This is a genomic window from Pleurocapsa sp. PCC 7327 (assembly GCF_000317025.1).
GTDB lineage: Bacteria > Cyanobacteriota > Cyanobacteriia > Cyanobacteriales > Microcystaceae > Hydrococcus.
This window is the reverse complement of sequence record NC_019689.1, coordinates 219,738-241,272: the sequence shown is the minus strand read 5'-3', so window position 1 is coordinate 241,272 and position 21,535 is coordinate 219,738. Positions and strand designations below refer to the sequence as shown.

Sequence of the window (21,535 nt, the reverse complement as noted above, 5' to 3'; positions counted from 1 at the left end):
AAAGGGTTAATTAAGATTTAACTTCAAGCTGCAAAGTATTTCCAGTCAGAGATCGCATCTTTGCGATCGCAACCCCAAACGCCATAGAAATTAGACCAAAAATCCTATGTTTTCCAGCAGTTTAATAATGACAGGACTAAATATTTCACCATCTTTGCTAGCCCAAGCCCCAGTTACACCAGCTTTAGTCTTTAACGGCGCACAATTTTTTGCGGCTTTGGTAGCCGGAGTAGCACTCGCGTTTGCCTTTCAGCTACTGCTAACCAATCTCGGCATAGCTGCTGGGATTTCCCTAGCCAGGGGAGGGGATTCGTCCTCCAAATCTCACGAGAAATCTGACAGTATTGGCAGCACGATTAATAAAATTGGCTGGACTGTAGGGCTGGGAACGCTCGTCAGCGTCACGATCGCCCTATTTTTTGCCAGCCTGCTTGCTGTAAGGCTGGGCTTGTATATTTCACCCGCTTCGGGCGCGATCGTGGGATTAACGATCTGGGCAATTTATTTCTGTTTGATGGCTTGGGCAAGTTCGACCACCGTCGGGTCTTTCGTCGGATCGCTCGTCAACGCGGCGACTTCTGGGTTTCAAGCCTTGCTAGGCACGGCGACGGCTGCGATTGGCAGAAAAGCGGTTAACAAACAAGTAGTCCTACGGTAGAGGCAGCGGCGGCAGCAGTGCGTCGAGAACTGGGAACGGGACTCGATGCGGCAAGCCTGCGGGAAAACCTTCAGGATTATTTGGAAGCACTGCGACCTCCAGAATTAAACTGGCAGAGGATTTATGCCGACCTGGAAGATTTACTTGCCGATCCGAGGCTGCAAGAAATAGATGACGATCGCCTTACAAGTATTGACAGACAGACTTTTGTCGATTTGATTAGAAGCCGCAGCGATTTGTCCGACGCAGAAGTGAATCGCATTGCCGATCGCCTCGAATTTGCCTGGAAGACCAAGGTGAAGCGATCGCGCCAAAAAAATTCCTTCTCAGAACTTGGCGATTATCTTCAGTCGGCTACCCGCGAACAATTATTGGGAAGCGAACTGAGTCAAAAACTCGATACTCTCATCCAGGAAACCCGCAAAAGCCGCAATTCTGAACCTTCCAAGGAGCAATCGGAACCGCTCGCGCAAGCGATGACCCTGGGTTTTAATAGCTTATTAGGAATGGTACTGGGACGGACAGATCTCTCCGATTTAGATGTCGAAAAAATTCTCGCTCAGCTTAATAAGCTCAAAGACCAGGTAGGGGAACAGACGCAGAAAGTTGCCCAGTTAGCAGGCAGCGAAACGACTTATAGCCCAGTGAGAGGGGATATCGAACATTATTTGCTCGACGCCAACCCCTGGCAACTACAGCCAGAAAACTTAAGGAGAGAATTCCGAGACTTGCTCTATGACCCCGAAGCCGATCCAGGAGCAGTCCAGCGAGCTAGAAATAGCACGGGAGCGGGTTCTCCAGGAAGCGCAAGAGCAGCAGGCAGCTATTAAAATCAAAGCCGAGCAGCAATGGCTCAAAGTTCAGTCCTATCTGCGAGATACGGGCAAAGAAGAACTCAATCCCCAAGCCATCGAACGAGAGCTACAATTGCTGTTGCACGATCCCCAAGCAGGAGCGGCAGTCTTACGAGAGCGCCTGTCTCACTTCGATCGCGATACGCTAGTGCAGTTACTCGCTCAGCGTCAAGACATCAGCCAAGAACAAGCCGCGCAAATTGTCGATCGCGTCGAAAGAACTTGGACTCGCGTTCGCTACGCGCCCCAACAACTGACTGGGAAAGCAAAAGAGCAGTACGAGAAAACGACCTCAGCGATTGAAAATTACCTGCGCTCTACGGGTAAGGAAGAACTCAATCCCGAAGGGATTAAGCGAGACTTAACCCGACTGCTAGAAGACCCGAAAGCTGGTGCCAAGGCGATTAGACACCGTTTGGCAATGATGGATCGAGATACCTTGGTGAAGTTGCTCGGCCAACGGGAAGATCTCAGCGAAGAACAAGTCAACCAAATTATCGACCAAGTGCAGGGCGCAGCTTCGCGAGAGCTCCTCGCCGCTTGGCAAGGCGAACTCAGCGGCAGGTGCGGGAATTTAGAGATGCGATCGCCGATTACCTGCGCTCTACCGACAGAGAAGAACTCAATCCCGAAGGCATTCAGCGAGACATCCAGTTATTGCTCCACGACCGTCGCGCTGGGGTAGAGAGTTTGAAAGAGCGCCTCGCTCACTTCGACCGAGATACTTTGGTTGCCTTGCTATCCCAACGAGGAGATATTTCCGAAGCGGAGGTCAATCGTATTATCGACCAAATTTTTCTCGTTCGCGATCGGTTCCTCATCCAGTTGCAGAGCATCCAAAACCGGATTCAATCCATTATCGACGGGATTTTCCTTAAAATCCGCGACTATCTCAACAGCTTAGAACGTCCCGAACTCAATTACGAAGGGATCAAGGGTGACTTGCGCACCTTGTTTGACGATCCGCAAGCGGGATTTGAAGCGTTGCGCGATCGCTTCTCCCAAATCGATCGCAATACTCTAGTTGCCATCCTCAGTTCGCGCCCAGATATTTCCAAAGAGGATGCCCAACGCATTATCGGACAAATTGAAGGCACTCGCGATCGCATCCTCCAAAAGGCGGAACGTCTTCAACAACAGGCACAACTTCGCCTCGAACAAGTCAAGCGAGAAACGCAGCGACAAATGGAAGAAACCCGTAAAGCAGCCGCGACAGCCGCTTGGTGGCTGTTCTTGACCGCTTTGATTTCGGCTGCGGCTGCGGTTGGCGGAGGCGTGGCGGGAGTGATTGGTATTGTTTGAGGAGTGTAGATATAAGGTATAAAAATACCTCCTTTCTAGTTGTCTAAAGACGACTTTACCTATAAGGCAGCGATTTCAATCGCTCTCAATCGCTCAATTTCAATGGATTTTTTATTTAATAGTTCTCGCCTCTAGAATTTAACCTATGAGCATAGAAATTTATTTCTATGCTCGCTAGTCTCTTGAGTGGCTTTCTAAAAAGTCTCGTATCAAGTGTCATGTTGAGCGAAGCGAAACATCTCAATCGCATTGGTATTTAAAAATATATCTTAAGAAATAAATTTTTAATTAGAATTTCTTTCGCAAGAGAGGTGCTATTAACATCCAAAAATATAATTATTGTTATTAATGATGAACTCGGTTAATTGACTGGCTAAACTTTATGTCGATTTTTGTTAGTAATTAATCGTTGACGATCGCGAGCCAATTGCTATTACTAATTGGCAATCTCTAGTTTAAAAAACACAGAAAACTATGATTAAAATCGATAAATTTGTCATAGCCTACAAAAAATATCTGTCTAAAAACGAGCCAATTAAACTCGAAAGATTTTGGCTATATCAACCGGAAAAAAATCAAACTGTAACATCTTCAAAGTCGCTACAACCTAAAGTAGCGTAATTCAAATCAAATGATTTTGTAAATTATTCACCGAGAAAACCTATGGCAAACTTAATTGAATTTAAATTATTTGCTCCTTACAATAAGGAAGCTGCTTTAATTGGCTCTTTTTCTAACTGGGAAGCCATTCCCATGGAAAAAGATGACAAAGGTTATTTCCGAACCAACGTCGAACTAGAAGATGGCAGCTATCAATACAAATTCCGCATTCGCTCAAAAAGCTGGTTTTTTGAACCCAACCAATGGGTAGATGTCATCGATCCCTATGCCACGGATGTTGACGAACCAAACCAAAATGGCGTTATCTGCATTAAAAACGGTCAGAAAATAGTTGATACCTACGTGTGGCAGCACGACGACAAACCATTGCCTCCCGACCATGAATTAGTTATCTATGAAATGCATATTAGCGACTTTTCCGGCGGCGAAGACGATCCCAATCCGCGAGGCACTTACAAGCACGTTATTGAAAAACTCGATTATCTGTGCGAACTAGGTATCAATGCGATCGAGTTAATGCCCCTTAAAGAGTATCCCGGCGACTACAGTTGGGGCTACAATCCCCGCCATTTTTTCGCCACCGAGTCTAGCTATGGTTCGACAGAACAGTTGAAACGAATGATTGATGAATGTCATGCCAGAGGCATTCGCGTCATCATCGACGGGATCTATAACCACTCAGAGGCAGAAAGTTCCTTAACGCAGATAGACCACGATTACTGGTATCACCACTCTCCTCGCGATCCCGACAACAACTGGGGACCCGAATTCAACTACGAACACTACGACGAAAACTTAGATGTTAAACCTGCATGGCAGTTTATCGGCGATACGGTACGCTTTTGGATCGAGGAATACCACATCGATGGCATCCGTTATGATGCGGCAAGACAAATTGCCAACTATGACTTCATGAATTGGATCGTCCAAGAAGCCAAGAAAACGGCAGGAATGAAGCCTTTCTATAATATTGCCGAACACATTCCCGAAACCCCTAACATCACCAACCTCGACGGTCCAATGGATGGCTGCTGGCACGAGAGTTTTTACCATGCTGTCAAAGAACACGTTTGCGGCGACACCTTCGATCTAGAGAGACTTAAAGATGCGATCGATGGCAAGCGTCAAGGGTTTATGGGAGTGACTAATATCGTCAATTATGTGACTAACCACGACCACGATCGCTTGATGGTAGAACTAGCCAATCGCGATATCTTTGACGAGGCGGCTTTCAAACGAGTTAAGCTGGCGGCTGTTTTATTGATGACAGCCGTAGGAATTCCCATGATTTGGATGGGCGAAGAATTTGGCGAGTATAAGCCCAAAACCATCGAAAAAAGCAAAATTGAATGGTCTTTATTAGAAAACGCTCTCAATCGCGGTTTTTTTGAATATTACAAAGGCTTGATTCACCTGCGCCAAAATAATCATGCCCTCTACACTGAAAATATTGACTTCTTCCACGAAGATCCGGAATCAAAGGTTCTCGCCTACACTCGTTGGAACGATGAAGGATCTCGTATCGTTGTCGTGGCAAGTTTCTCAGACAACTATCTCGCTGGCTACCAAGTTCCCCATTTTCCGGCTAACGGTACTTGGCACGAGTGGACGGGTGACTACGATATTGAGTCTGGAGACGACAATATTCTCATCGATTTGCCAGAGTATGAAGCAAAAGTATTCGTTTGGCAATAATTGCAAAGAATCGTAAGTAACATTTGTAGCTCGATCGCTTTTTAATACCATTGTTCAAAAGTAATGACAGAGATGGTTGATTGCCCTCACCCCCAACCCCTCTCCCAATTTGGGAGAGGAGAGAAGGATGTCGATCGCGACTAATGAAAATTGGTATAACCCAAGCGATCGCTACTTTTTTTCCGAGAAACACTTGCAAAGCTTAAACAAAAAACGGTTCGCAGTCTATGAAATTCAATCTTGGATGTCAGCTAAATTACAGCATTTCCGCACCTAGTACTTTAATTTTCAATATTTGTGCGGCTAAAAACAACTATCAAAATATTCTTCAGGAAACCATAAAATTTGAACCGTCGCTGGATTATGAAGAATATATTTCTCCTGTGCTTGAGAACCGATATCTTCGGGTAAATGCACCAGAAGGCGATCTACAAGTTTCCTATCAGGCAACTGTCGAACTATCTTACCTCGACGAAGATCCTAACTCGATTGCTGAAGTTGCGCCTGCGGAGTTACCCCTAGATAAGTTGCATTATTTGTTTCCGTCGCGGTACTGCCAATCAGATCGCTTGATGCGTTTGGCACAACAAGAATTTGGCAAGCTACAACCCGGCTATTCTAGAGTCACTGCAATCTGCAACTGGATTTATGACAATGTTACTTACTTATCGGGAAGCACGAATTCCCAGACTTCTGCTTTCGACATCGTAACGGAAAGAGCTGGAGTTTGTCGGGATTTTGCCCATTTGGGGATTGCTTTCTGTCGTGCCTTAAACATTCCTGCACGATTTGTGTCAGTATATTCACATCAGCTACAACCGCCGGATTTCCATGCAGTTTTTGAGGCTTATTTGGGCGATCGCTGGTATCTATTCGATCCGACTCGCCTTGCACCTCTAGAGGGAATGATTCGCATCGGTACGGGACGAGATGCTGCTGATATTTCTTTTGCGACGATTTTTGGCGCAGCACAAATGCAAGACATGACTGTTTTTATCGATTGTTTGGAGGGCAAATCTCCAACGTTTACAACCGGCGCGATCGCTACTCGTTCGCTCTGAAAAATTTTTATCTTTCAATTAAAAAGCCTAGCACATGGGCTAGGCTTGCATATCAATCTCTCAGACATAGACGAAGCTATTTAGACTCACAGGCATTGAACTTAGATAACTCCCTGCCCTTTTCTACCTTGTCCGCCTTCTTCGTTGATTTCTTTTAACTCTTGAGCGCGTTCGGCTTTTTCCGCTTCTTCGATTTCTCTGCGATCGCCAGGTTCTTCATAATACATTTCAGGTTCGATCGCATAGTTGTTTAGGAGTCCTTCTTTGTCTACAGTATATCCTCTGGTAGTGTCGAGTTCTTTCTCTGGTTTGGGGGTTTTCTTAAAGTTTTCTCCCTCTCTTTCCTCGCGTGCTGCGGTTTCAGCGGGAATGATGTGCGCATCGTAATTTTCGTTAGTTTTTGCTTCTGGTTTCATGATAAATTGCTCCTAGAAAATGTTTGCGATCGAAAATAAGTTTTTCTATTGCTCGATCTTGGGCATCGTATCGGAGGTATCGAGTTCGGGTACGATATCGGGACGTTCTTTATTTTCCCAACCTACAGGACGCTTAGAGTTATACCAAGCGATAGATCCAATCGTTGTAGCAGCAATAAATCCCACTATCAAGGACAATGTTGCTGCCACTGGAAAATGGGGAGTATTGGTGTAAGTTTCTATTAACAAATGCATGAATCCTTCACTTTATTTTCATTTCTTTCTCAAGATTATAGGAATTGCTATATTCGCACATCTTCCTTTTTTATGACTTTTTTTCAATCCTAAGGAATAGTTAATTAACTCGATCGCGCGAAAAGCCTCCTTAACAAAACGCGCTCTAACTTTAGACAGACATAAGTTAAATCCCTAGTTTTTTAGTTCTATCTTTAGACGGATAAACCAAAATGCTATTTTTTATTCTCTGGCTACTCAGGAACGATTTGTCGTTCTGCGATCGAAACGTCCGATTTTTAAGTGCTCAATATCTATTCCAATTCTATGACAAGCAAATTGAAGATTTTGTAGAAAAAGTTGGGGATCATCACCGTATCCACATTGCCAGGTAGCGGTTTCTAAACCCAGCTTGGCATTGGCTCGAGCGCAGTTAATTAACTCTATTCCTTGAAGGGGTTTTGCTGCCGACATTGTTTTTAATCCTGATAAATAAATCCAAGCTTGAGCTTATAGACAGTTAATCAGATCGGTCTCGATCGCTACATCTACTCTTAGTCTTGCCTTATCAGAAAAACGAGGCGATCGAGATCCATCAGTAGTCATCAATAAAAATTCTCCCTACGCTAGACGGGAATTATTTAAGAAATAAATATTTTTTATAACGCAACATCCCGCCCGACAAAGAGAAATCCGAAGCAAACATCATTATGATTATGTGCTAACAATTGAATTTACCGATACAGCTACATTTGGGAATGCTAATGGATAAACTGTTCCTCCAGTAAGCGTGGACTTTGAACCATATTCTCCATCTTGAGGATCTCGAAATACTATCAGTTGTCTCTTTTTAAGATTGACTACCCAGTACTCAAGGATGTTAGCCTCGGCGTAGACTTTGCTTTTCGTTTCCAAGTCTTTCTCTAAGCTGGAATCCGAATATTCAATCAGCCAAAAAATATTTTCAGGATAAGGGTGATGCTCTAGATATTCGCGTCCCAACCGTTGCACGATCGCGAGATCGGGTTCGGGTTCGGAATCGTTAGGAAGCGTAATCGGTTTGCTCGCTCGCACCATAGCGCGATCGCCCAATAACCGAATTAGATATTCCGCCGCTTCGGTGCTAAAGTAGGCGTGGGATTCTCCTTCAGGGGGCATCTCTACAATTTCTCCCTTCAGCAGTTCTACGCGCCTGTCGGTTAATATCCCCGCCGCAATCATGCGATGATACTCATCTATTGTCCATTTAGCAACGGTTACGGTCATGTTGGATAAGTGTTTTGCTTCGCGATCGCTACGCTCAACATGATATTCTATACTTTTGGGATAGCCTGTGAAAATCGATTGGCTGTCTCATTATTCTCATTTTGTTTATAAAATTCTTCCTGGTTGACTGACAAATCTTTGTTTGCTCATCCCTAAATCCCTTCTCCCACAAGAGGCGAAGGGACTTCAGGCAAAAGTCTTAAGTTGAAAGCCCCTCTCCCGCTCGGGGAGAGGGGTTGGGGTGAAGGCGATTTGAGTTTTGTCACTCAACTAGAATTCTTCAATTAATATTAATTATTAGAATAGACGTTTGTAGAAGGGAGTAGCCAAGGAAGATAATCAAACCAGTAATCAAAATACTCCACAAATAGGCAATACACATTAATAAACCATCGGCTTCCAAAGTCGCTACACTCAGCAGTAAAATACCGATGGTCGGCAAAGGATTAGTACCGGGAATTGGCAATATTAACAAAATCGTCAGCCATACAATTAAAAGTCCATTCACTCTCCAAATATAGCGATTATTAGCTACGATCGCCAATCGAGGACGAGTAATTTTTTCAATAATTTTGGTAATTTGTTTCAGTTTTGATAGCAGTTGTAGTGCAATCTTTTGAGGAAAACGAAAACGAGCAATTCTTTTAGGTAACCAAGGTTTATGCCTTCCCAATGCCATTTGTCCTGCTAATAAAATCGATGCTGGACCTATAATACCTGGCAATCCAGGCGGCATGGGAAATAAAAAAGGTAGAGCCAACAGAAAAATTATTAAACTAAATCCTCGTTCGGAGGTTTCCTCTAAAATATCTTGCAGCGTTATTGGATGAGTTGCTAACCGCTTTAAAATTGCCTCGATATCTTGAGAAAACCTCAAATGCATGGGATGCGCTTTGCTGCTAAATCAGATGGAAAATTGTGATATATAATGCCGATGTTAGCAATTGCACTCCCATTACGGGTATTCCATATTGCAGAAATGTTTTGAAGGAAATAACTTTCCCGTGTTGTTCTGAAATTCCTGCTGCAACAATGTTAGAAGAAGCACCGACTAACGTTCCATTTCCTCCTAACGTTGCCCCAAACATCATCGCGTAGAAAAGCGGTAAAACTTCAGGTGGCAACTGCCCGTCAAAATTATTATTGAGCACATTCTGTCCGACATATCCGACATTGACAAGGTACTCCTTGAGTAAGGGAACCATCGCTACGACCAGAGGAATATTAGGAACGACGCTGGATAATATCCCAACAACGAAGATTAAAAGAATCGCACCCAAGGCAATATTTTGTCCTAAAATTATTGCTAATAATCTTGATAAATTACTAACAATTCCTGTTTTTTCTAGTCCGCCAATCAAGACAAAAATAGACATAAAAAAGAGCAAAGTACTCCAATCTACATCTCGCAAAATATTGTGAACAGTATCGATTTTAGTCTGATGAGCTAATAACAAAGCTAAAGCCGCACCTAATAATGCTACGGCAGCGGGAGGAATAGGAATTGGCAAAGCTTCCTCGCCAATAACAAAAAAGATGAGAACGAATAAAACAATTATTCCTCCCACCGCTAATACTCTGGGATGATTAATTTTTGGGTGCGGTATTTGCTCTAAATTTTCAAATTTAGTTTGCCAAATTTTTGAGAATAAAAAAGGCATAATTGCAACAACAGACACAACGGCTAACACGCCTCCTAAACTCAAGTTTTTTAGGTAATCTGTAAAGGTAATATTGACAGAATCTCCGACGATAAACGTCGCCGGATCGCCTACTAGCGTCAATAAACCAGCACTGTTAGCCACAAATACCATCAAGATGAGTAAAGGAACAAAATCTACGCCAATATCTTGAGCAATTGGGGGAATTAAAGGCGCTAATAGCATTACCGTAGTAGCATTGGGTAAAACCGCACAAATAGGCGTAGTAATAGCTACGATTCCCAAAAGCAATAGTTTCCCGCTACCTTTAGCAATCAGCACCATTTGCATGGCTAAATATTCAAAAATTTTAGTCGGTTCAAAAGCACGAACCAAGACCATAACCCCAAAAAACAAAGCTAATGTCGCATAACTTCGACTGATATAGCCTATTGCTTCTGATAGGGTCATGACATGGGCAAAAACTAAAATTAATGCGCCTAGTAATGCAGCAACTGTCAGGTGTAACCACTCAAACATAATGATAACGATTACACCAGTAAAAACCGAAGCTGCAACGATCGCGTGTAATTCCATTGCTCCCTCAAACTGTAAGATCGACAAAAACATATATCGGAGGACTATTTAACCAAAAATTCTTTACGTCCTACCAGCATAAATAACCGTTTAACTATTTATTTGATACTAATAAAACTGGACGAACGATTTGCTTTAGAAATAATTACAACTCTGGGTAGCATGAGTATTTTATTAATAGGATTAGCGATCGGCAAAGCGCTTCCCCAGGAAATCGCTGACTTCAATGCATCGAATGAAATAGAATCTCGTCCTATTCGGATTATAGGTTTCCACGCGCCTTGACCTGCAATGGCAAGCGTTAGCATGTTCATATAAGCTACCCTCAATTATTAAAAGTAGGTACGACAACACAGAGCAGTACCAACCAGGAATGCTGATGAGGGCAAAAGTTGAAATTCTGCCTCTTCAATCTCCTCTCAATGCCGACGAGGTTAGCTGACGGGCTAGGACTGAGAGATGTCCCCCTTGACCTTCTAAGGTTCGCCCCAGGTTTGGTTCCCCCGTTCCTGCTCGATCTTTCAAGTAACTTTTTGCACGATCGCGCGAGGGATTAGGCTGACTTACTCTGGACTTCCTAATAAAATAACACATTCTGAAAATCTGCATAATCTTAAAGTCAACTCTCGATCGCGCCGAGCAAAAACTCGGTCATGGCTTCACCGTTCATCGGTCTGGAGAACCAATACCCTTGCCCGTAATGACAGTTCAAGTCTTTCAATTGCGCCACTTGTTCTGGGGTTTCTACGCCTTCGGCAACGACATTCATTCCCAGGATTAAACCCAAATTAACAATCGCCTTGACAATTTCATCGTTTTCTTCTTCCATGCCCAATTGTTTGATGAAAGAGCGATCGATCTTTAACGTGTTAAACGGGAAACTGTGCAGATAACTTAAAGACGAATAGCCCGTGCCAAAATCATCGAGGCAGGCTTGAACCTGGCGCTCCCTCAGTTGCTTGAGCATAATTGCTGCCGCTTCGGTATTTTCAATCACGATGCTTTCAGTAATCTCTAACTTTAAAGTTCTGCCGTCTAAACCCGTTTCCTCAAGAACGCGATCGAGAAATTCGATTAAACCAGGCTGGTAAAAATGCTTGCCAGAGAGATTGACGCTTACAGTCAGCGGTGCGGGCATTGGGAATTGCGCTTGCCAAGCGCGTAACTGGTAGCAAGCCGTCTTTAAAACCCAGCGATCGAGAGGAACGATCAGCCCCGTTTCTTCTGCGATCGCGATAAAATCGACTGGCGAGATCGTCCCCTTTTCTGGGTGTTGCCAGCGGACGAGCGCCTCGAAGCCTTCAATTTGCTGAGTTGCGATCGAAAAAATTGGCTGATAGTAAACGGAAAATTCCGGCTGGGTTGCCTCTGGCGAAGTCGTGCGAGCGAGCGCTCGGCGCAGGTCATTTTCTAACTGCAATCGCTTGAGAGCATAAGTATACATCGAGGGATCGAATACTTCGTAGTTTCCCTGACTGCGAGCCTTAGCCCGATACATGGCGATATCCGCGTCTCGCAACAGATCGGTCACTTGTTCGGGATTGGGGTAAGTTCTAGAATTGCCGATAACGATGCCAATGCTAGCGGCGACGAATATTTCCTGATTATCAATAATAATGGGCGTTTTTAAGGCATTTTGGACGCGATTGGCGATTTGAATCGCGTCGTTCGCATCGGCTATTTCCTCAAGCAAAATGACAAATTCGTCGCCTCCAAAACGAGCCACTGTATCTCCGGCACGCTGACATTTTTCCAGGCGATGGGCGACGGAAACCAAGAGGCGATCGCCGAATACGTGACCGAGACTGTCGTTAACAATTTTAAAGCGATCGAGGTCTAAAAAGAGCAAGGCAAAGCGATAGCCATCTCGTCGTTGGCTGCGGCGAATGGTTTGCTTGAGGCGATCGAGCAACAAATTCCGGTTGGGTAAACCTGTCAGTCCATCGTGAAAGGCATCGTGCCGCAATTGCTCTTGAATTTTGTGACGATCTGTGATATCAGTAGTAATGCCATCAATGCGGACAGGCGTGCCCTCTTCATCGGTAATTAGACGGGAGCGAACGCGAATCCAGCGGATCTCGCCGTCAGGTAATAAAATTCGGTATTCTAATTCTTCTCTGCCAGTGGAGTACAAGGCATTGAGTGCCTCTTCTACCCGTTCTTTATCTTCTGGATGAATGACTTCTCGCCACAGTTCGATATTTTCAATAAACTCTGCCAGTTTGCGACCGTAAACCTGCTCGACTGCCGTGTTGAGGAAAAGTAACTGCAAGCTATGGGGTTCTATCGACCAAACGACATCTTCAATCGAACTGAGGATGCTGTCTAAGCGATTTTGGTTGAGTTGCAGTGCTTGTTCGTTTGTCCGCAGTTCTTCTTCTATCTCCCGATAAGCTTCGAGTTCTTGCCTGAGTCGGGCATTCGTATCGATCGCGTTGGTGATTTCGGGCGGTAAGCTTTCTAGGAGCTTCGCACGAGTAACGAGACCGAAAACTCGATTATCTTCGGTCACAATGGGTAGATATTCGAGGCAATGCTGGCGCAATGGGTGCAGTAGAGAGGAAAGATCCGCTACATTCTTGACGGAAAGCCTAACCAAGTTTCGAGTCATGACTTTGGCGATCGCGATTTCTTGCCAATCTTGTCTTGAGGCAATTAATTTGAGGACATCTCGTTCGCTCAAGCTCCCGACTAACTTTTGCTGCTCGACGACCAAGACGCAACCGACTTGCGTTTGTTCCATCAGCGCGATCGCTTCTTTTACTGACGCTTGGGCAGAAACAATCGGGGGGTTTTTGTCGATCGCCTTGTCTAGAGTCATACAGATACAGCTTAGGTTGCTCGACTATACAGTTACGCCTTCTAACATACGGTGGGCTAATTTTTGGAAGATTTCATCGACGTTTTCGCCCGTCCTTGCAGAAGTGATATAGGTGGGGAGAATGTGAGGATGGTCTTGAAATCGAGCAATTTCAGAGAGATTTTCCAACTCGTCTCCGTCAAAAAGATCCGATTTATTCAAGGCTACGATCGCGCTAATTCCTTTGGGATTGGCACGAGAAACTAATTCGACATGTTCCCGGATGCGTGCGATCGTATCCCGACGATTGAGATCGGCGACAATAATCGCTCCGGTTGCTCCTTGCAAATAACTCGAAGTAATCGCATGAAATTTGGTTCGTCCTTCGAGATCCCAGATCAGCAATTGGACTTTCTGCCGTTCTATCCCCTTCGGAGTTGCTATTTCGACTAGCTTTCGCGAAATTTTTACCCCAAGCGTTGACAAATATTGATCGCTAAACTGTCGGTCTACAAAACGACGAATTAAACTCGTTTTGCCAACCCCGTAGTCGCCAATGAAACAAATCTTTTTAGAGATGACGGACATATCAACAATCAGATAGGAACTTTTATAAGTTTATAAAAGTTTAACTTGCATGTCGTCTTAAGATGGGGAAATTCCCGTAATTTTTTTATTTTATCGAGTCTGCGTATCTAAAATTCCAAATTAGCAAGAGGAGTCTTTTAGCGATCGCCTGGGGAAGGAATAAAGACTTCAAAGCGGACGCAACGGCTTAACCATAGAGGTCGATCTGGGGTAACGCCGGGAGGAAGTTCGGCACTGCCAGAAACGTGTAATCGGGAAGGTTCGATTTGCTCGGCAATCAATGCCTGTTGGACAAGGCGAGCGCGTTGGATACCCAAATCCTGATTTTTGGGTCGATCTCCCGTATCATCGGTATGACCGATAATCCTCAGATGAACCCCTGGATTGCGATCGAGAAATAGTCGAATGGCTCTGAGGCGATCGGCGGTGTCGGGAGAACTATATTTAGTCGAACCCGATTCAAAGTAAATGCGAGTCTCAAGAATCGGTCGAATCTGTACTGTATTAGTGACGGTTTCAACGCCTGGAATGTTTTTGAATACCTGGGTAATTTGTTCGGCTGCGCTGCGATCGGGTACGATTCCTTCAATCGTGACTGTCTTGGTGTTGTAATCGTGATGGGCAGTAATCGCCACGCCTTCTTTTTGATTAAAAATCCAGGCGACTCTTTCTATCTCTCCTGCGGTTAGTACGGGATCGGCTGGGACTTCTACGGCGATAATTTGATTGTCTATTTTAAGATTTGGTGCGACTTGGCTGGCGATTTTTCCGGCTTTGTCTTTTAGATATTGATTGGGAACTCTTCCGGCGAGCGTCAATTTATCCCAATGCATCTCAGGAGAGATCCGATAGATAGATAATTCTGGCGCAGCATCCAAAGCAGCACTGGTTTTAGCTTCGATGCGATTGGCAACGCTGCCTCGATAAAGCACGAATCCCCAGAAAAAAATTATGGCACCGAGGATCGCTAGCAGAGCATAGGGCGGCTTAGAGGCTTTCTCTTGTGCTTCAGTTCTAGTTAACTTTTCTAGCAGCGGTTCTATAGAATTGGGAATCGCTGCGGGATCGCCATCGTAGGCAGCGATGAACTTGCCGTATTTAAGGACAATCTGACCGAGGGTTTTTCGGAGTTTTTGCATGTAGCGTTTGGAGGGCGAACCCCTGATGACGGCGGCGATGTAGCAGTAGCCCGCAACTTCTAGAACGATGGTGGAGGCATCGTATTCGATTTGGTTGAGTTCGGATACTTCTCCTGGCTGTACGATACATTCGTTGACAAAGCTGCGGATAGCCGTTAGCAACCCCGCCAACATATCAGCTTCCAGCCTCAACTCCAAAGATGGATGAAGTTCGCGGATGACTAAACCCGACGTTTTGTGAATGAGAAAAACTGCCTGCACTTCATAGTTAATGGCTTCTTGGAGAATTAGTTCGGCTTCTGAGACACCTTGAAGCTTGGCGCGAATTTTGCGTTTGATTCCCTCAAAACTGAAAGCCGATTCGACTTTTTCGTTGATGGATTTAACGAGTTCGACCATGTATTTAGAGATGGTGCTGCCGATGACGGGATAGAGGGCATCCACCATCGCATTCTGTTCGACCTTGATTTGATTTTTGATCGCTTCGCCCATTTGCGGCCCCAGAGTTGTTGCGATCGCACCGGGATCGAGTCGAATTTGTTCTTGTATAGCGATCGCCATTTCTGGAGCGATCGCTTTGGCTATTTCTGTGGGCGAATTTTTAATTTCATGGGCAATTGCCGTCGGCAGAACAGGCGCGATCGCCTCTCCCATTTTCTGGAAATCCTGCCCGGATCGCTGTTGAATCACCTCGTCAATAATCGGAATGAGAGCTTTGAGCAGGGATTCTTGCGACTCTATCGATTTAATATTGAGCAGTTCTGTAATTAAGGGGAGAAGGGGATTAATTAAATCTGTTGGTTCGTAAACTTGATTTTCTAGCCTTTCTAACTTTTCTTTTAGCTCGACGACTGCCCGATGCAAAGATAATAAGTCGGGATTGTCAGGCAGGAGGTTTGAAGGATTTGACTGCGGCTGTTGTTTGGCTTGTTGTTTTGAAGAAGTAGAAAACTTATTTAAATCCTCCTTTGCTAATCCCAAATCGTTCAGTAAAGCGATTAACTCCTCTAACGAGTCTGTTGCTTCTGGATTGGAGTTAGCGGATTCAGATTTTTTACTAGACGAATTTTCTTGCGATCGCGCCATATTCTGCTACCCGATCTCGCTTTCCGTCACTCATACCATTTTGGATTTTAGATTTTGGATGAAAGGATTGAGAAAGACCAATCCCATAAAGGGTTGAAAAATCTATCTGTAGCCAAAATTTTTCAAATTGGTATCAGATTAATGGGTTTGTTCTTCTGATTGCTCTGGCAACAAAAAATCTGCTTGGACGTGATTGTCTGCCGCTTCTTTTAGGTTGGGAACGAATTCAGTTCCTTTAATCTTTAAACATAATTCAAATAAAACTTCTGCTAAATCTACCCGAGAAACTTTGCCATCTTTGAGTTCTGACATTCCTTTCTCAAGTTCGGCAAAAATTTGTGTTTTTAAGAATTGAAATTCTCCTTCTAATTTTTCTCTAGTTTGAGCTATTTCATTTTTTAAAAAATTGGCTTGATGGTTAAATTTTCGATCCAGGGATTCGACTCCTTGAGAAATTTTTTGATCGGTCAAGTTAACTGCCTGTTGAAGTTTGCTAGTTTCTTCGTGAGTTGTTAAACTAAAATACTTGAGTTTCTTCTCAAGAGAATCAAGTCTAGAGCGGATTTCACTAGAGAGAGATTCTTGAAGCTGAGTAAGGCGATCGCGGATTTCTAATTGAAAACCGGCCAGGTCTGATTCAAGCTTGTCGAGGCGGCTATCGCAACTTTTAAATCGTTGTTCGTATTCTTCAATCTGTTTTCCGAATAATAAATTGCGAATTTGGTCGATGTTGCCCAGTCTGTCTCTCATCTGTTCTTTGGCAATGTCACTCATCTGTGTTAGTCTCCATCGCGTATAACTTGGGAGGCAAAGTGTATAATTTTTATCAACACCTAATTTTAGGGTATGTTATTTCAGATTAACACAGACACAATTGCTCAATATTGTCAAATTCTCATAATAGAATCTCTCTAGCAAATTCTCACATTAGTATTCTGTACGTATAATTTTCATAAATTTTTGTTTCGAGTAGGGACGTTTTAGGGAACATCTCTACGATTCCCGCTCGTTTCAATTTTGGAAATTCTCTGACAAGTCGTTGAGGAAAAGGCTAAGCTGGCTGTAATCGATTCAGTTGGCATATTTCGACGTTTTTAAGGGGAAGTTGGATGGGACAGGAACTGGCGATCGCAACCTACGGACTGACCAAACAATTCGATCGGTACATCGCCGTAAATAACATAGAATTACGGGTTGAGAGCGGAGAAGTTTACGGACTGATCGGTCCTAATGGTGCCGGAAAAACCACTCTGATCCGAATGCTGGCAGCAGCAGAGGAACCGACTATAGGAGAAATCTATATCCACGGCGATCGCTTGCTGCGCGATGACAGCAATCCACGACTGAAACAGCGCCTCGGTTATCTTCCCGACGACTTTCCTCTATACGACGATCTGACGGTTTGGGATTATTTAGACTACTTCGCACGACTTTATCGACTTAGACAACCTCACCGTCGCCGTCGCTTGCAGGAAGTACTGGAATTAGTCCAACTAACCAGCAAGCGCCACAGTCTCATTGCCACTCTCTCGCGGGGGATGAAACAACGCCTGAGTTTGGCACGCACGATTATTCACGAACCGATTTTACTGTTACTCGACGAACCTGTTTCTGGTTTAGATCCGATCGCGCGGATGCAGTTTCGGGAAATTATCAAGGTTTTGCAAGCAGCAGGCATGACCATTTTGATCTCCTCCCACGTTCTCAGCGATCTAGCAGAATTATGCTCTTCGGTGGGGATTATGGAACTGGGTTTTCTGGTTGAAAGTGCTTCGCTACAAGAGTTGTATGAGCGTCTATCGCGCCAGCAAATTGTTATATCAACCTTGGGAGACTTAGAAGCGCTAAAGGGAGAGTTAAAAAATCATCCCTGCGTAGAAGGTTGGGAAGTTTTGTCTCAAAAAAATAGTTTGCGAATCGATTTTTCTGGAGGAGATGAAGAGAGTGCCGAATTGTTGCGATCGCTTGTCGCTGCGGGAATTCCTCTGAAAGAGTTTCACTGTACCGCCGAAGATTTGGAATCTATTTTCCTCAAACTCGGACACAAGCAAGTTTCTTGAATAAACTTCTGGCAAAAGCCATTAACTTAGCGGAATCCTTTGCGTCAGAAAAAACATTTATGCAAGAGGTCTAATGATAAAGGATGAATATTGCTATATTGCTTCTCTATTGAGAGAAACTAATATAAATGAGTTAATCTGGGTTTGGTTGCTCTCGTGTCTTCCAGGAGTAGCAACCGAATCTGCCACGACAACAATGTTGTCTGTCAATGGTTAGTTATTACTTTACTGGGTTTCCAAATAATGACTCAACAGTTGCAAAAAGCAGGAGAGTCGGGCACAAAAGCTTTGCTGGCTCAAGGAAACTATTATTAGTAACTAGCGATCGCAGATAGAGAACCCTTCGCTTTGTGTCTTTTTTAGATGGTTATTTTTCTAGTCGTGAGGAATAGCAAACAATGATATCAACGTTAATCGATCGCTTGGGCGAGATCAATCCTCAACTGTTTCGAGAACTCAAAGGACGATTGCAACCTCGCAATCTCGTCATCGCTTCTGGAATTTCTCTGGTAGTACAGCTATTAGTCTATTTCTACTATCGAGCATCTCTTCCTGCGGTTAGCGCCAACCTAACAACAAACGATCTATTCAATCGCTACTGCATTGGCAGTCCCCCGATGGATTGGAATGGCTACACTCCCTATCCCCACAGTAGCGATAACTTCTGCGTCAAAGACTTGCTGGGCAACTGGATGCTCAACTGGCAGCTGTGGTGGCTAGATATATTTGTCTGTTTGAGTTTTATCGCCATTTTTGCTTTACTGGTAGCAGGAACCTGGATGCTCATTGCTGACTTGTCTCAGGAAGAGAGGCGGGGAACGCTCAATTTTATCCGCCTCAGTCCTCAGTCTGCCAAAACTATTCTCTTGGGGAAAATGCTAGGGGTGCCAGTGGTATTGTGCCTAGCAGTGGTACTGGCACTGCCTTTGCACCTAGTTGCAGGATTGTCCGCACGCATTTCTTTGGGAGCGATCTTGGGTTTCTATGGCGTTTTAGCAACAAGCTGCGTTTTCTTCTGGAGTGCTGCTTTGTTGTTCGGACTCGTTACGACTGGGTTGGGAGGTTTTCAAGCTTGGTTGGGTAGCGGGGTTGTTTTGTTTTTCCTGTTGTGCTTAACGAATTTTGTTAGGTTAGGGACTGTAGCAACTCATACTCCCTTTGATTGGTTAGCTTTACTCTATCCCGGTACTGTCTTGCCCTATCTGGTTCATGCTACTTTTCTCCCGTCAAAAACAGTTGGCTATTTAGCGTTAGAAAATGCCTACCAATCGGGTGGGGGGCTAAACAATTTGCTTTGGTACGGGCAATCGCTTTGGCGCAATGTTTGGACTGGCGTTGGTTTTATGCTTGTCAACTATGGATTGTGGATTTACTGGATCGCACAGGGACTAAAACGCCGTTTCCACAATCCGCTAGCTATGCTGTGGAGTAAGGGACAAAGTTATGCGATTTCTGGCTGTTTTGCAGCAATGATTCTCGGATTTACCTTACAAACGACCGAATCCTATCAACTCTACGAGAACTTCTTGATGTTGCAAGCTTTTGTATTACTTCTGTTCTTGCTTTTGATGGCAGGTTTGAGTCCCCATCGCCAGACACTGCAAGATTGGGTAAGATATCGTCATCAGATGAGTCGAGATCGTCGCCACTTGCTCAAAGAATTAATCTGGGGAGACAAAAGTCCTTCTACAGTTGCGATCGCGCTGAATTTATTAATTGTCACGTCTTTCATCGTCCCTTCGATCTTTCTATTTCCCCTCGAAGACCACAAGCTTCGCCTTCTGGCAGGGGTGCTGCTCGATTTGGGGACGATCCTGATTTACGCTGCGATCGCTCAACTGATGCTAATGATGAAGAGTCAAAAAAGAACGATTTGGGCATCGGCGACGGTCACTGTGCTGATTTTCTTGCCTTTAGCCATTATGGCTCTCTTTAGCAGCGGCGACCCGAGCAGAATAGCTGCATTCGGTCTCTTTTCTCTAGCTTCAGTCTGGGCGGTCGATTACGTCAGCACGACGACGCTTTGCCTGTCGCTGTTGGGGCAATGGCTGGCGATCGGACTTGTTAGCTTCCAGATTACCAGACAGTTGCGAAAAGCTGCCGAGTCGGAGACAAAAGCTTTGTTGTCTGACTCTTACAAGCGGGCGATCGCTAGTTCTTAGTACTGCCGTGTTTGACAATCCCCCGAATTTATTTAGTTCTCGTTCGGGGGATTCCCTTTTTCTTTTTTACTTGTTTTGTTAAGCAGATTTAACCCAAAAATTAGATGCAAGCAAATTTAGATTTCGCTGTAGTTCGTCGCGTCCATTAAAACCCTCAAGTCGGTAAATTATCTGTCCTTTTTCAAAGAGAATCAGCGTTGGCAGACTTTTAAGACGATAAGTATTGGCTAATTTGAGATTTTCATCGGCATTGATTCCCACTAATTGCATCTGTCCGGCTGATTCTGACTGAAATTTAAGCAGTGATGGCACGATTAAGCGGCATAAACCGCACCAAGGTGCCCAAAAATGAACGAGAACGAGTTGAGAAGACTCTAAAACGACTTTAGAAAAAGTTTTTTCATTCGCTGACAGCATCATAATCGAAAAAATTTGTTATCGAAAGATTTAAGTTTTGATATAAGACTTTGTTGAATCATGCTACAACCAATTGGGATCGCGTGGCAAAGCTATTTTCAGCAATTGCATTAAGATCGGCGAATTCACTCATTTTTATTGGCTTAGCCTCAAATTTTGGGTTTTACAGAGTAAAACACTGTATTATAAGTTCGACTAACTGGAGAAAATTTTGCTAAAATCACCAATTAACCCTAGCTATTGCCAGAATTAGCCAAGGATGTCCCCACCAAAATAGCAAGATAAATCCAAGAACGCCCAGATAGGCTGGACGAATAAATTCCTGCCATTTAAGAGTCTGACGACCGTCGAGAATAGCAAGAAAGGGAATTGTTGAAGTCCTTTCCTTGAGAGCAACAAAAGCTTCGCCGTAGCGTTGATATAGGCGACGATCTCCGTGCCAAACGGCGAACAAGTGATGGGCGATCAGTCCCAGAGAAGTCACCAGCGTAAAACTCGTTCCCAGCCACAAAGTATGAGCGATACACCAGATAACTTGCCCAACCATTTGTGGGTGACGAGTAATCCGAATAATTCCGGTTTCGTAAAGATGAACTTGAGGCTTTTGAATAGCAGCAATTTCGAGCAAATTAAAAGTAGCGGGATAGAGAAAGAGAAAAGAAATTGCCGACATTATCCAGACAAAAACCGATATTCCTGGCACGTTTTGTACCTGCCAAAGAATTAAACCATCATAGCGATGATTGAAAAAATAGATAATGAGAATGATTGCTAGCGGAATACTGACTAGCGCAAAAAATACGCGATAGAGTCTAGCCCCAATTTTTCGTTCTCCCCAAGGTCGCAAAGCCGCTAAACCGCTGTGGACGATCGCAAATCCCAACAGCAATCCCAACATAACCCAATGACTCGACGTCAACCAATCCCAGTTAACCATTA

18 protein-coding genes, 1 pseudogene and 1 riboswitch are annotated in these 21,535 nt (G+C 44.2%); of the genes and pseudogenes, 8 read left to right on the top strand and 11 right to left on the bottom strand.

Going from position 1 to position 21,535, the window contains the following annotated elements; genetic code table 11:
* Nucleotides 1-127: 127 nt before the first annotated feature.
* The 5 genes and pseudogenes from PLE7327_RS25085 to PLE7327_RS01020 all read left to right on the top strand — a co-directional run bounded on the left by PLE7327_RS25085 (nucleotide 128) and on the right by PLE7327_RS01020 (nucleotide 6,191).
* Nucleotides 128-658: a hypothetical protein gene (locus PLE7327_RS25085; protein ID WP_015141997.1), complete on the top strand. Its 531-nt coding sequence runs from the start codon at nucleotides 128-130 to the stop codon at nucleotides 656-658.
* A 17-nt stretch (nucleotides 659-675) separates the two neighbouring features.
* Complete coding sequence (locus PLE7327_RS25080; RefSeq protein ID WP_015141996.1) at nucleotides 676-1,488, top strand: hypothetical protein; 813 nt, start codon at nucleotides 676-678, stop codon at nucleotides 1,486-1,488.
* Nucleotides 1,427-2,814, top strand: a pseudogene (locus PLE7327_RS26295) (MFS transporter); the annotation flags it as partial. The gene PLE7327_RS25080 and the pseudogene PLE7327_RS26295, both read left to right, overlap by 62 nt.
* Before the next feature lie 663 nt (nucleotides 2,815-3,477).
* Nucleotides 3,478-5,130 (top strand): alpha-amylase family glycosyl hydrolase, encoded by a 1,653-nt coding sequence (locus PLE7327_RS01025; RefSeq protein WP_015141993.1) that lies wholly within the window; start codon nucleotides 3,478-3,480, stop codon nucleotides 5,128-5,130.
* 227 nt (nucleotides 5,131-5,357) lie between these two features.
* On the top strand, nucleotides 5,358-6,191 hold the full coding sequence (locus PLE7327_RS01020; protein ID WP_015141992.1) for a transglutaminase family protein: 834 nt from the start codon (nucleotides 5,358-5,360) through the stop codon (nucleotides 6,189-6,191).
* 101 nt (nucleotides 6,192-6,292) lie between these two features.
* Here the strand turns inward: PLE7327_RS01020 and PLE7327_RS01015 are convergent, their stop codons facing one another.
* The 5 genes from PLE7327_RS01015 to PLE7327_RS00990 all read right to left on the bottom strand — a co-directional run bounded on the left by PLE7327_RS01015 (nucleotide 6,293) and on the right by PLE7327_RS00990 (nucleotide 10,344).
* Nucleotides 6,293-6,607, bottom strand: a complete 315-nt coding sequence (locus PLE7327_RS01015; protein ID WP_015141991.1) for a hypothetical protein — start codon at nucleotides 6,605-6,607, stop codon at nucleotides 6,293-6,295.
* A gap of 45 nt (nucleotides 6,608-6,652) precedes the next feature.
* Entirely contained in the window at nucleotides 6,653-6,862 is a 210-nt protein-coding gene (gene psb35 / locus PLE7327_RS01010; RefSeq protein ID WP_015141990.1) for a photosystem II assembly protein Psb35, read from the bottom strand.
* 693 nt (nucleotides 6,863-7,555) lie between these two features.
* On the bottom strand, nucleotides 7,556-8,107 hold the full coding sequence (locus PLE7327_RS01000; RefSeq protein ID WP_015141988.1) for a Uma2 family endonuclease: 552 nt from the start codon (nucleotides 8,105-8,107) through the stop codon (nucleotides 7,556-7,558).
* 280 nt (nucleotides 8,108-8,387) lie between these two features.
* Nucleotides 8,388-8,990: an exopolysaccharide biosynthesis protein gene (locus PLE7327_RS00995; RefSeq protein ID WP_015141987.1), complete on the bottom strand. Its 603-nt coding sequence runs from the start codon at nucleotides 8,988-8,990 to the stop codon at nucleotides 8,388-8,390.
* A 16-nt stretch (nucleotides 8,991-9,006) separates the two neighbouring features.
* Complete coding sequence (locus tag PLE7327_RS00990; RefSeq protein ID WP_015141986.1) at nucleotides 9,007-10,344, bottom strand: ArsB/NhaD family transporter; 1,338 nt, start codon at nucleotides 10,342-10,344, stop codon at nucleotides 9,007-9,009.
* Between the two features lie 162 nt (nucleotides 10,345-10,506).
* Between PLE7327_RS00990 and PLE7327_RS26075 the strand changes: the two genes are divergently transcribed.
* Nucleotides 10,507-10,629, top strand: coding sequence for a hypothetical protein (locus tag PLE7327_RS26075; protein ID WP_256377709.1), 123 nt, complete (start codon nucleotides 10,507-10,509; stop codon nucleotides 10,627-10,629).
* Nucleotides 10,630-10,752: 123 nt separating this feature from the next.
* A riboswitch (cyclic di-AMP (ydaO/yuaA leader) is annotated at nucleotides 10,753-10,914 on the bottom strand.
* Between the two features lie 49 nt (nucleotides 10,915-10,963).
* On the opposite strand, the gene PLE7327_RS00980 is transcribed toward PLE7327_RS26075, so the two are convergent.
* The 4 genes from PLE7327_RS00980 to PLE7327_RS00965 form a co-directional block, all read right to left on the bottom strand.
* Nucleotides 10,964-13,165 (bottom strand): EAL domain-containing protein, encoded by a 2,202-nt coding sequence (locus PLE7327_RS00980; protein WP_015141984.1) that lies wholly within the window; start codon nucleotides 13,163-13,165, stop codon nucleotides 10,964-10,966.
* A 24-nt stretch (nucleotides 13,166-13,189) separates the two neighbouring features.
* Complete coding sequence (locus PLE7327_RS00975) at nucleotides 13,190-13,732, bottom strand: Rab family GTPase (protein ID WP_015141983.1); 543 nt, start codon at nucleotides 13,730-13,732, stop codon at nucleotides 13,190-13,192.
* Nucleotides 13,733-13,869: 137 nt separating this feature from the next.
* Nucleotides 13,870-15,957, bottom strand: coding sequence for a BON domain-containing protein (locus tag PLE7327_RS00970; RefSeq protein ID WP_015141982.1), 2,088 nt, complete (start codon nucleotides 15,955-15,957; stop codon nucleotides 13,870-13,872).
* Between the two features lie 138 nt (nucleotides 15,958-16,095).
* Nucleotides 16,096-16,731 (bottom strand): hypothetical protein, encoded by a 636-nt coding sequence (locus tag PLE7327_RS00965; protein WP_015141981.1) that lies wholly within the window; start codon nucleotides 16,729-16,731, stop codon nucleotides 16,096-16,098.
* Nucleotides 16,732-17,066: 335 nt separating this feature from the next.
* On the opposite strand from PLE7327_RS00965, the gene PLE7327_RS00960 reads away from it, so the two are divergent.
* Nucleotides 17,067-18,017, top strand: coding sequence for an ABC transporter ATP-binding protein (locus PLE7327_RS00960; protein ID WP_015141980.1), 951 nt, complete (start codon nucleotides 17,067-17,069; stop codon nucleotides 18,015-18,017).
* 398 nt (nucleotides 18,018-18,415) lie between these two features.
* Nucleotides 18,416-20,179 (top strand): ABC transporter permease, encoded by a 1,764-nt coding sequence (locus tag PLE7327_RS00955; RefSeq protein WP_015141979.1) that lies wholly within the window; start codon nucleotides 18,416-18,418, stop codon nucleotides 20,177-20,179.
* A gap of 78 nt (nucleotides 20,180-20,257) precedes the next feature.
* On the opposite strand, the gene PLE7327_RS00950 is transcribed toward PLE7327_RS00955, so the two are convergent.
* Nucleotides 20,258-20,599 (bottom strand): co-chaperone YbbN, encoded by a 342-nt coding sequence (locus PLE7327_RS00950; RefSeq protein WP_015141978.1) that lies wholly within the window; start codon nucleotides 20,597-20,599, stop codon nucleotides 20,258-20,260.
* A gap of 217 nt (nucleotides 20,600-20,816) precedes the next feature.
* Nucleotides 20,817-21,533 (bottom strand): NnrU family protein, encoded by a 717-nt coding sequence (locus PLE7327_RS00945; protein WP_015141977.1) that lies wholly within the window; start codon nucleotides 21,531-21,533, stop codon nucleotides 20,817-20,819.
* Nucleotides 21,534-21,535: the final 2 nt, after the last annotated feature.

Coding starts and splice junctions, on each gene's coding strand:
- PLE7327_RS00995 (WP_015141987.1), bottom strand. CDS start 8,990: ATGCATTTGAGGTTTTCTCAAGATATCGAGGCAATTTTAAAGCGGTTA.
- PLE7327_RS25085 (WP_015141997.1), top strand. CDS start 128: ATGACAGGACTAAATATTTCACCATCTTTGCTAGCCCAAGCCCCAGTT.
- PLE7327_RS00970 (WP_015141982.1), bottom strand. CDS start 15,957: ATGGCGCGATCGCAAGAAAATTCGTCTAGTAAAAAATCTGAATCCGCT.
- PLE7327_RS00945 (WP_015141977.1), bottom strand. CDS start 21,533: ATGGTTAACTGGGATTGGTTGACGTCGAGTCATTGGGTTATGTTGGGA.
- PLE7327_RS01020 (WP_015141992.1), top strand. CDS start 5,358: ATGAAATTCAATCTTGGATGTCAGCTAAATTACAGCATTTCCGCACCT.
- PLE7327_RS00950 (WP_015141978.1), bottom strand. CDS start 20,599: ATGATGCTGTCAGCGAATGAAAAAACTTTTTCTAAAGTCGTTTTAGAG.
- PLE7327_RS00965 (WP_015141981.1), bottom strand. CDS start 16,731: ATGAGTGACATTGCCAAAGAACAGATGAGAGACAGACTGGGCAACATC.
- PLE7327_RS26075 (WP_256377709.1), top strand. CDS start 10,507: ATGAGTATTTTATTAATAGGATTAGCGATCGGCAAAGCGCTTCCCCAG.
- PLE7327_RS00960 (WP_015141980.1), top strand. CDS start 17,067: ATGGGACAGGAACTGGCGATCGCAACCTACGGACTGACCAAACAATTC.
- PLE7327_RS00980 (WP_015141984.1), bottom strand. CDS start 13,165: ATGACTCTAGACAAGGCGATCGACAAAAACCCCCCGATTGTTTCTGCC.
- psb35 (WP_015141990.1), bottom strand. CDS start 6,862: ATGCATTTGTTAATAGAAACTTACACCAATACTCCCCATTTTCCAGTG.
- PLE7327_RS00955 (WP_015141979.1), top strand. CDS start 18,416: ATGATATCAACGTTAATCGATCGCTTGGGCGAGATCAATCCTCAACTG.
- PLE7327_RS01025 (WP_015141993.1), top strand. CDS start 3,478: ATGGCAAACTTAATTGAATTTAAATTATTTGCTCCTTACAATAAGGAA.
- PLE7327_RS01000 (WP_015141988.1), bottom strand. CDS start 8,107: ATGACCGTAACCGTTGCTAAATGGACAATAGATGAGTATCATCGCATG.
- PLE7327_RS00990 (WP_015141986.1), bottom strand. CDS start 10,344: ATGGAATTACACGCGATCGTTGCAGCTTCGGTTTTTACTGGTGTAATC.
- PLE7327_RS01015 (WP_015141991.1), bottom strand. CDS start 6,607: ATGAAACCAGAAGCAAAAACTAACGAAAATTACGATGCGCACATCATT.
- PLE7327_RS00975 (WP_015141983.1), bottom strand. CDS start 13,732: ATGTCCGTCATCTCTAAAAAGATTTGTTTCATTGGCGACTACGGGGTT.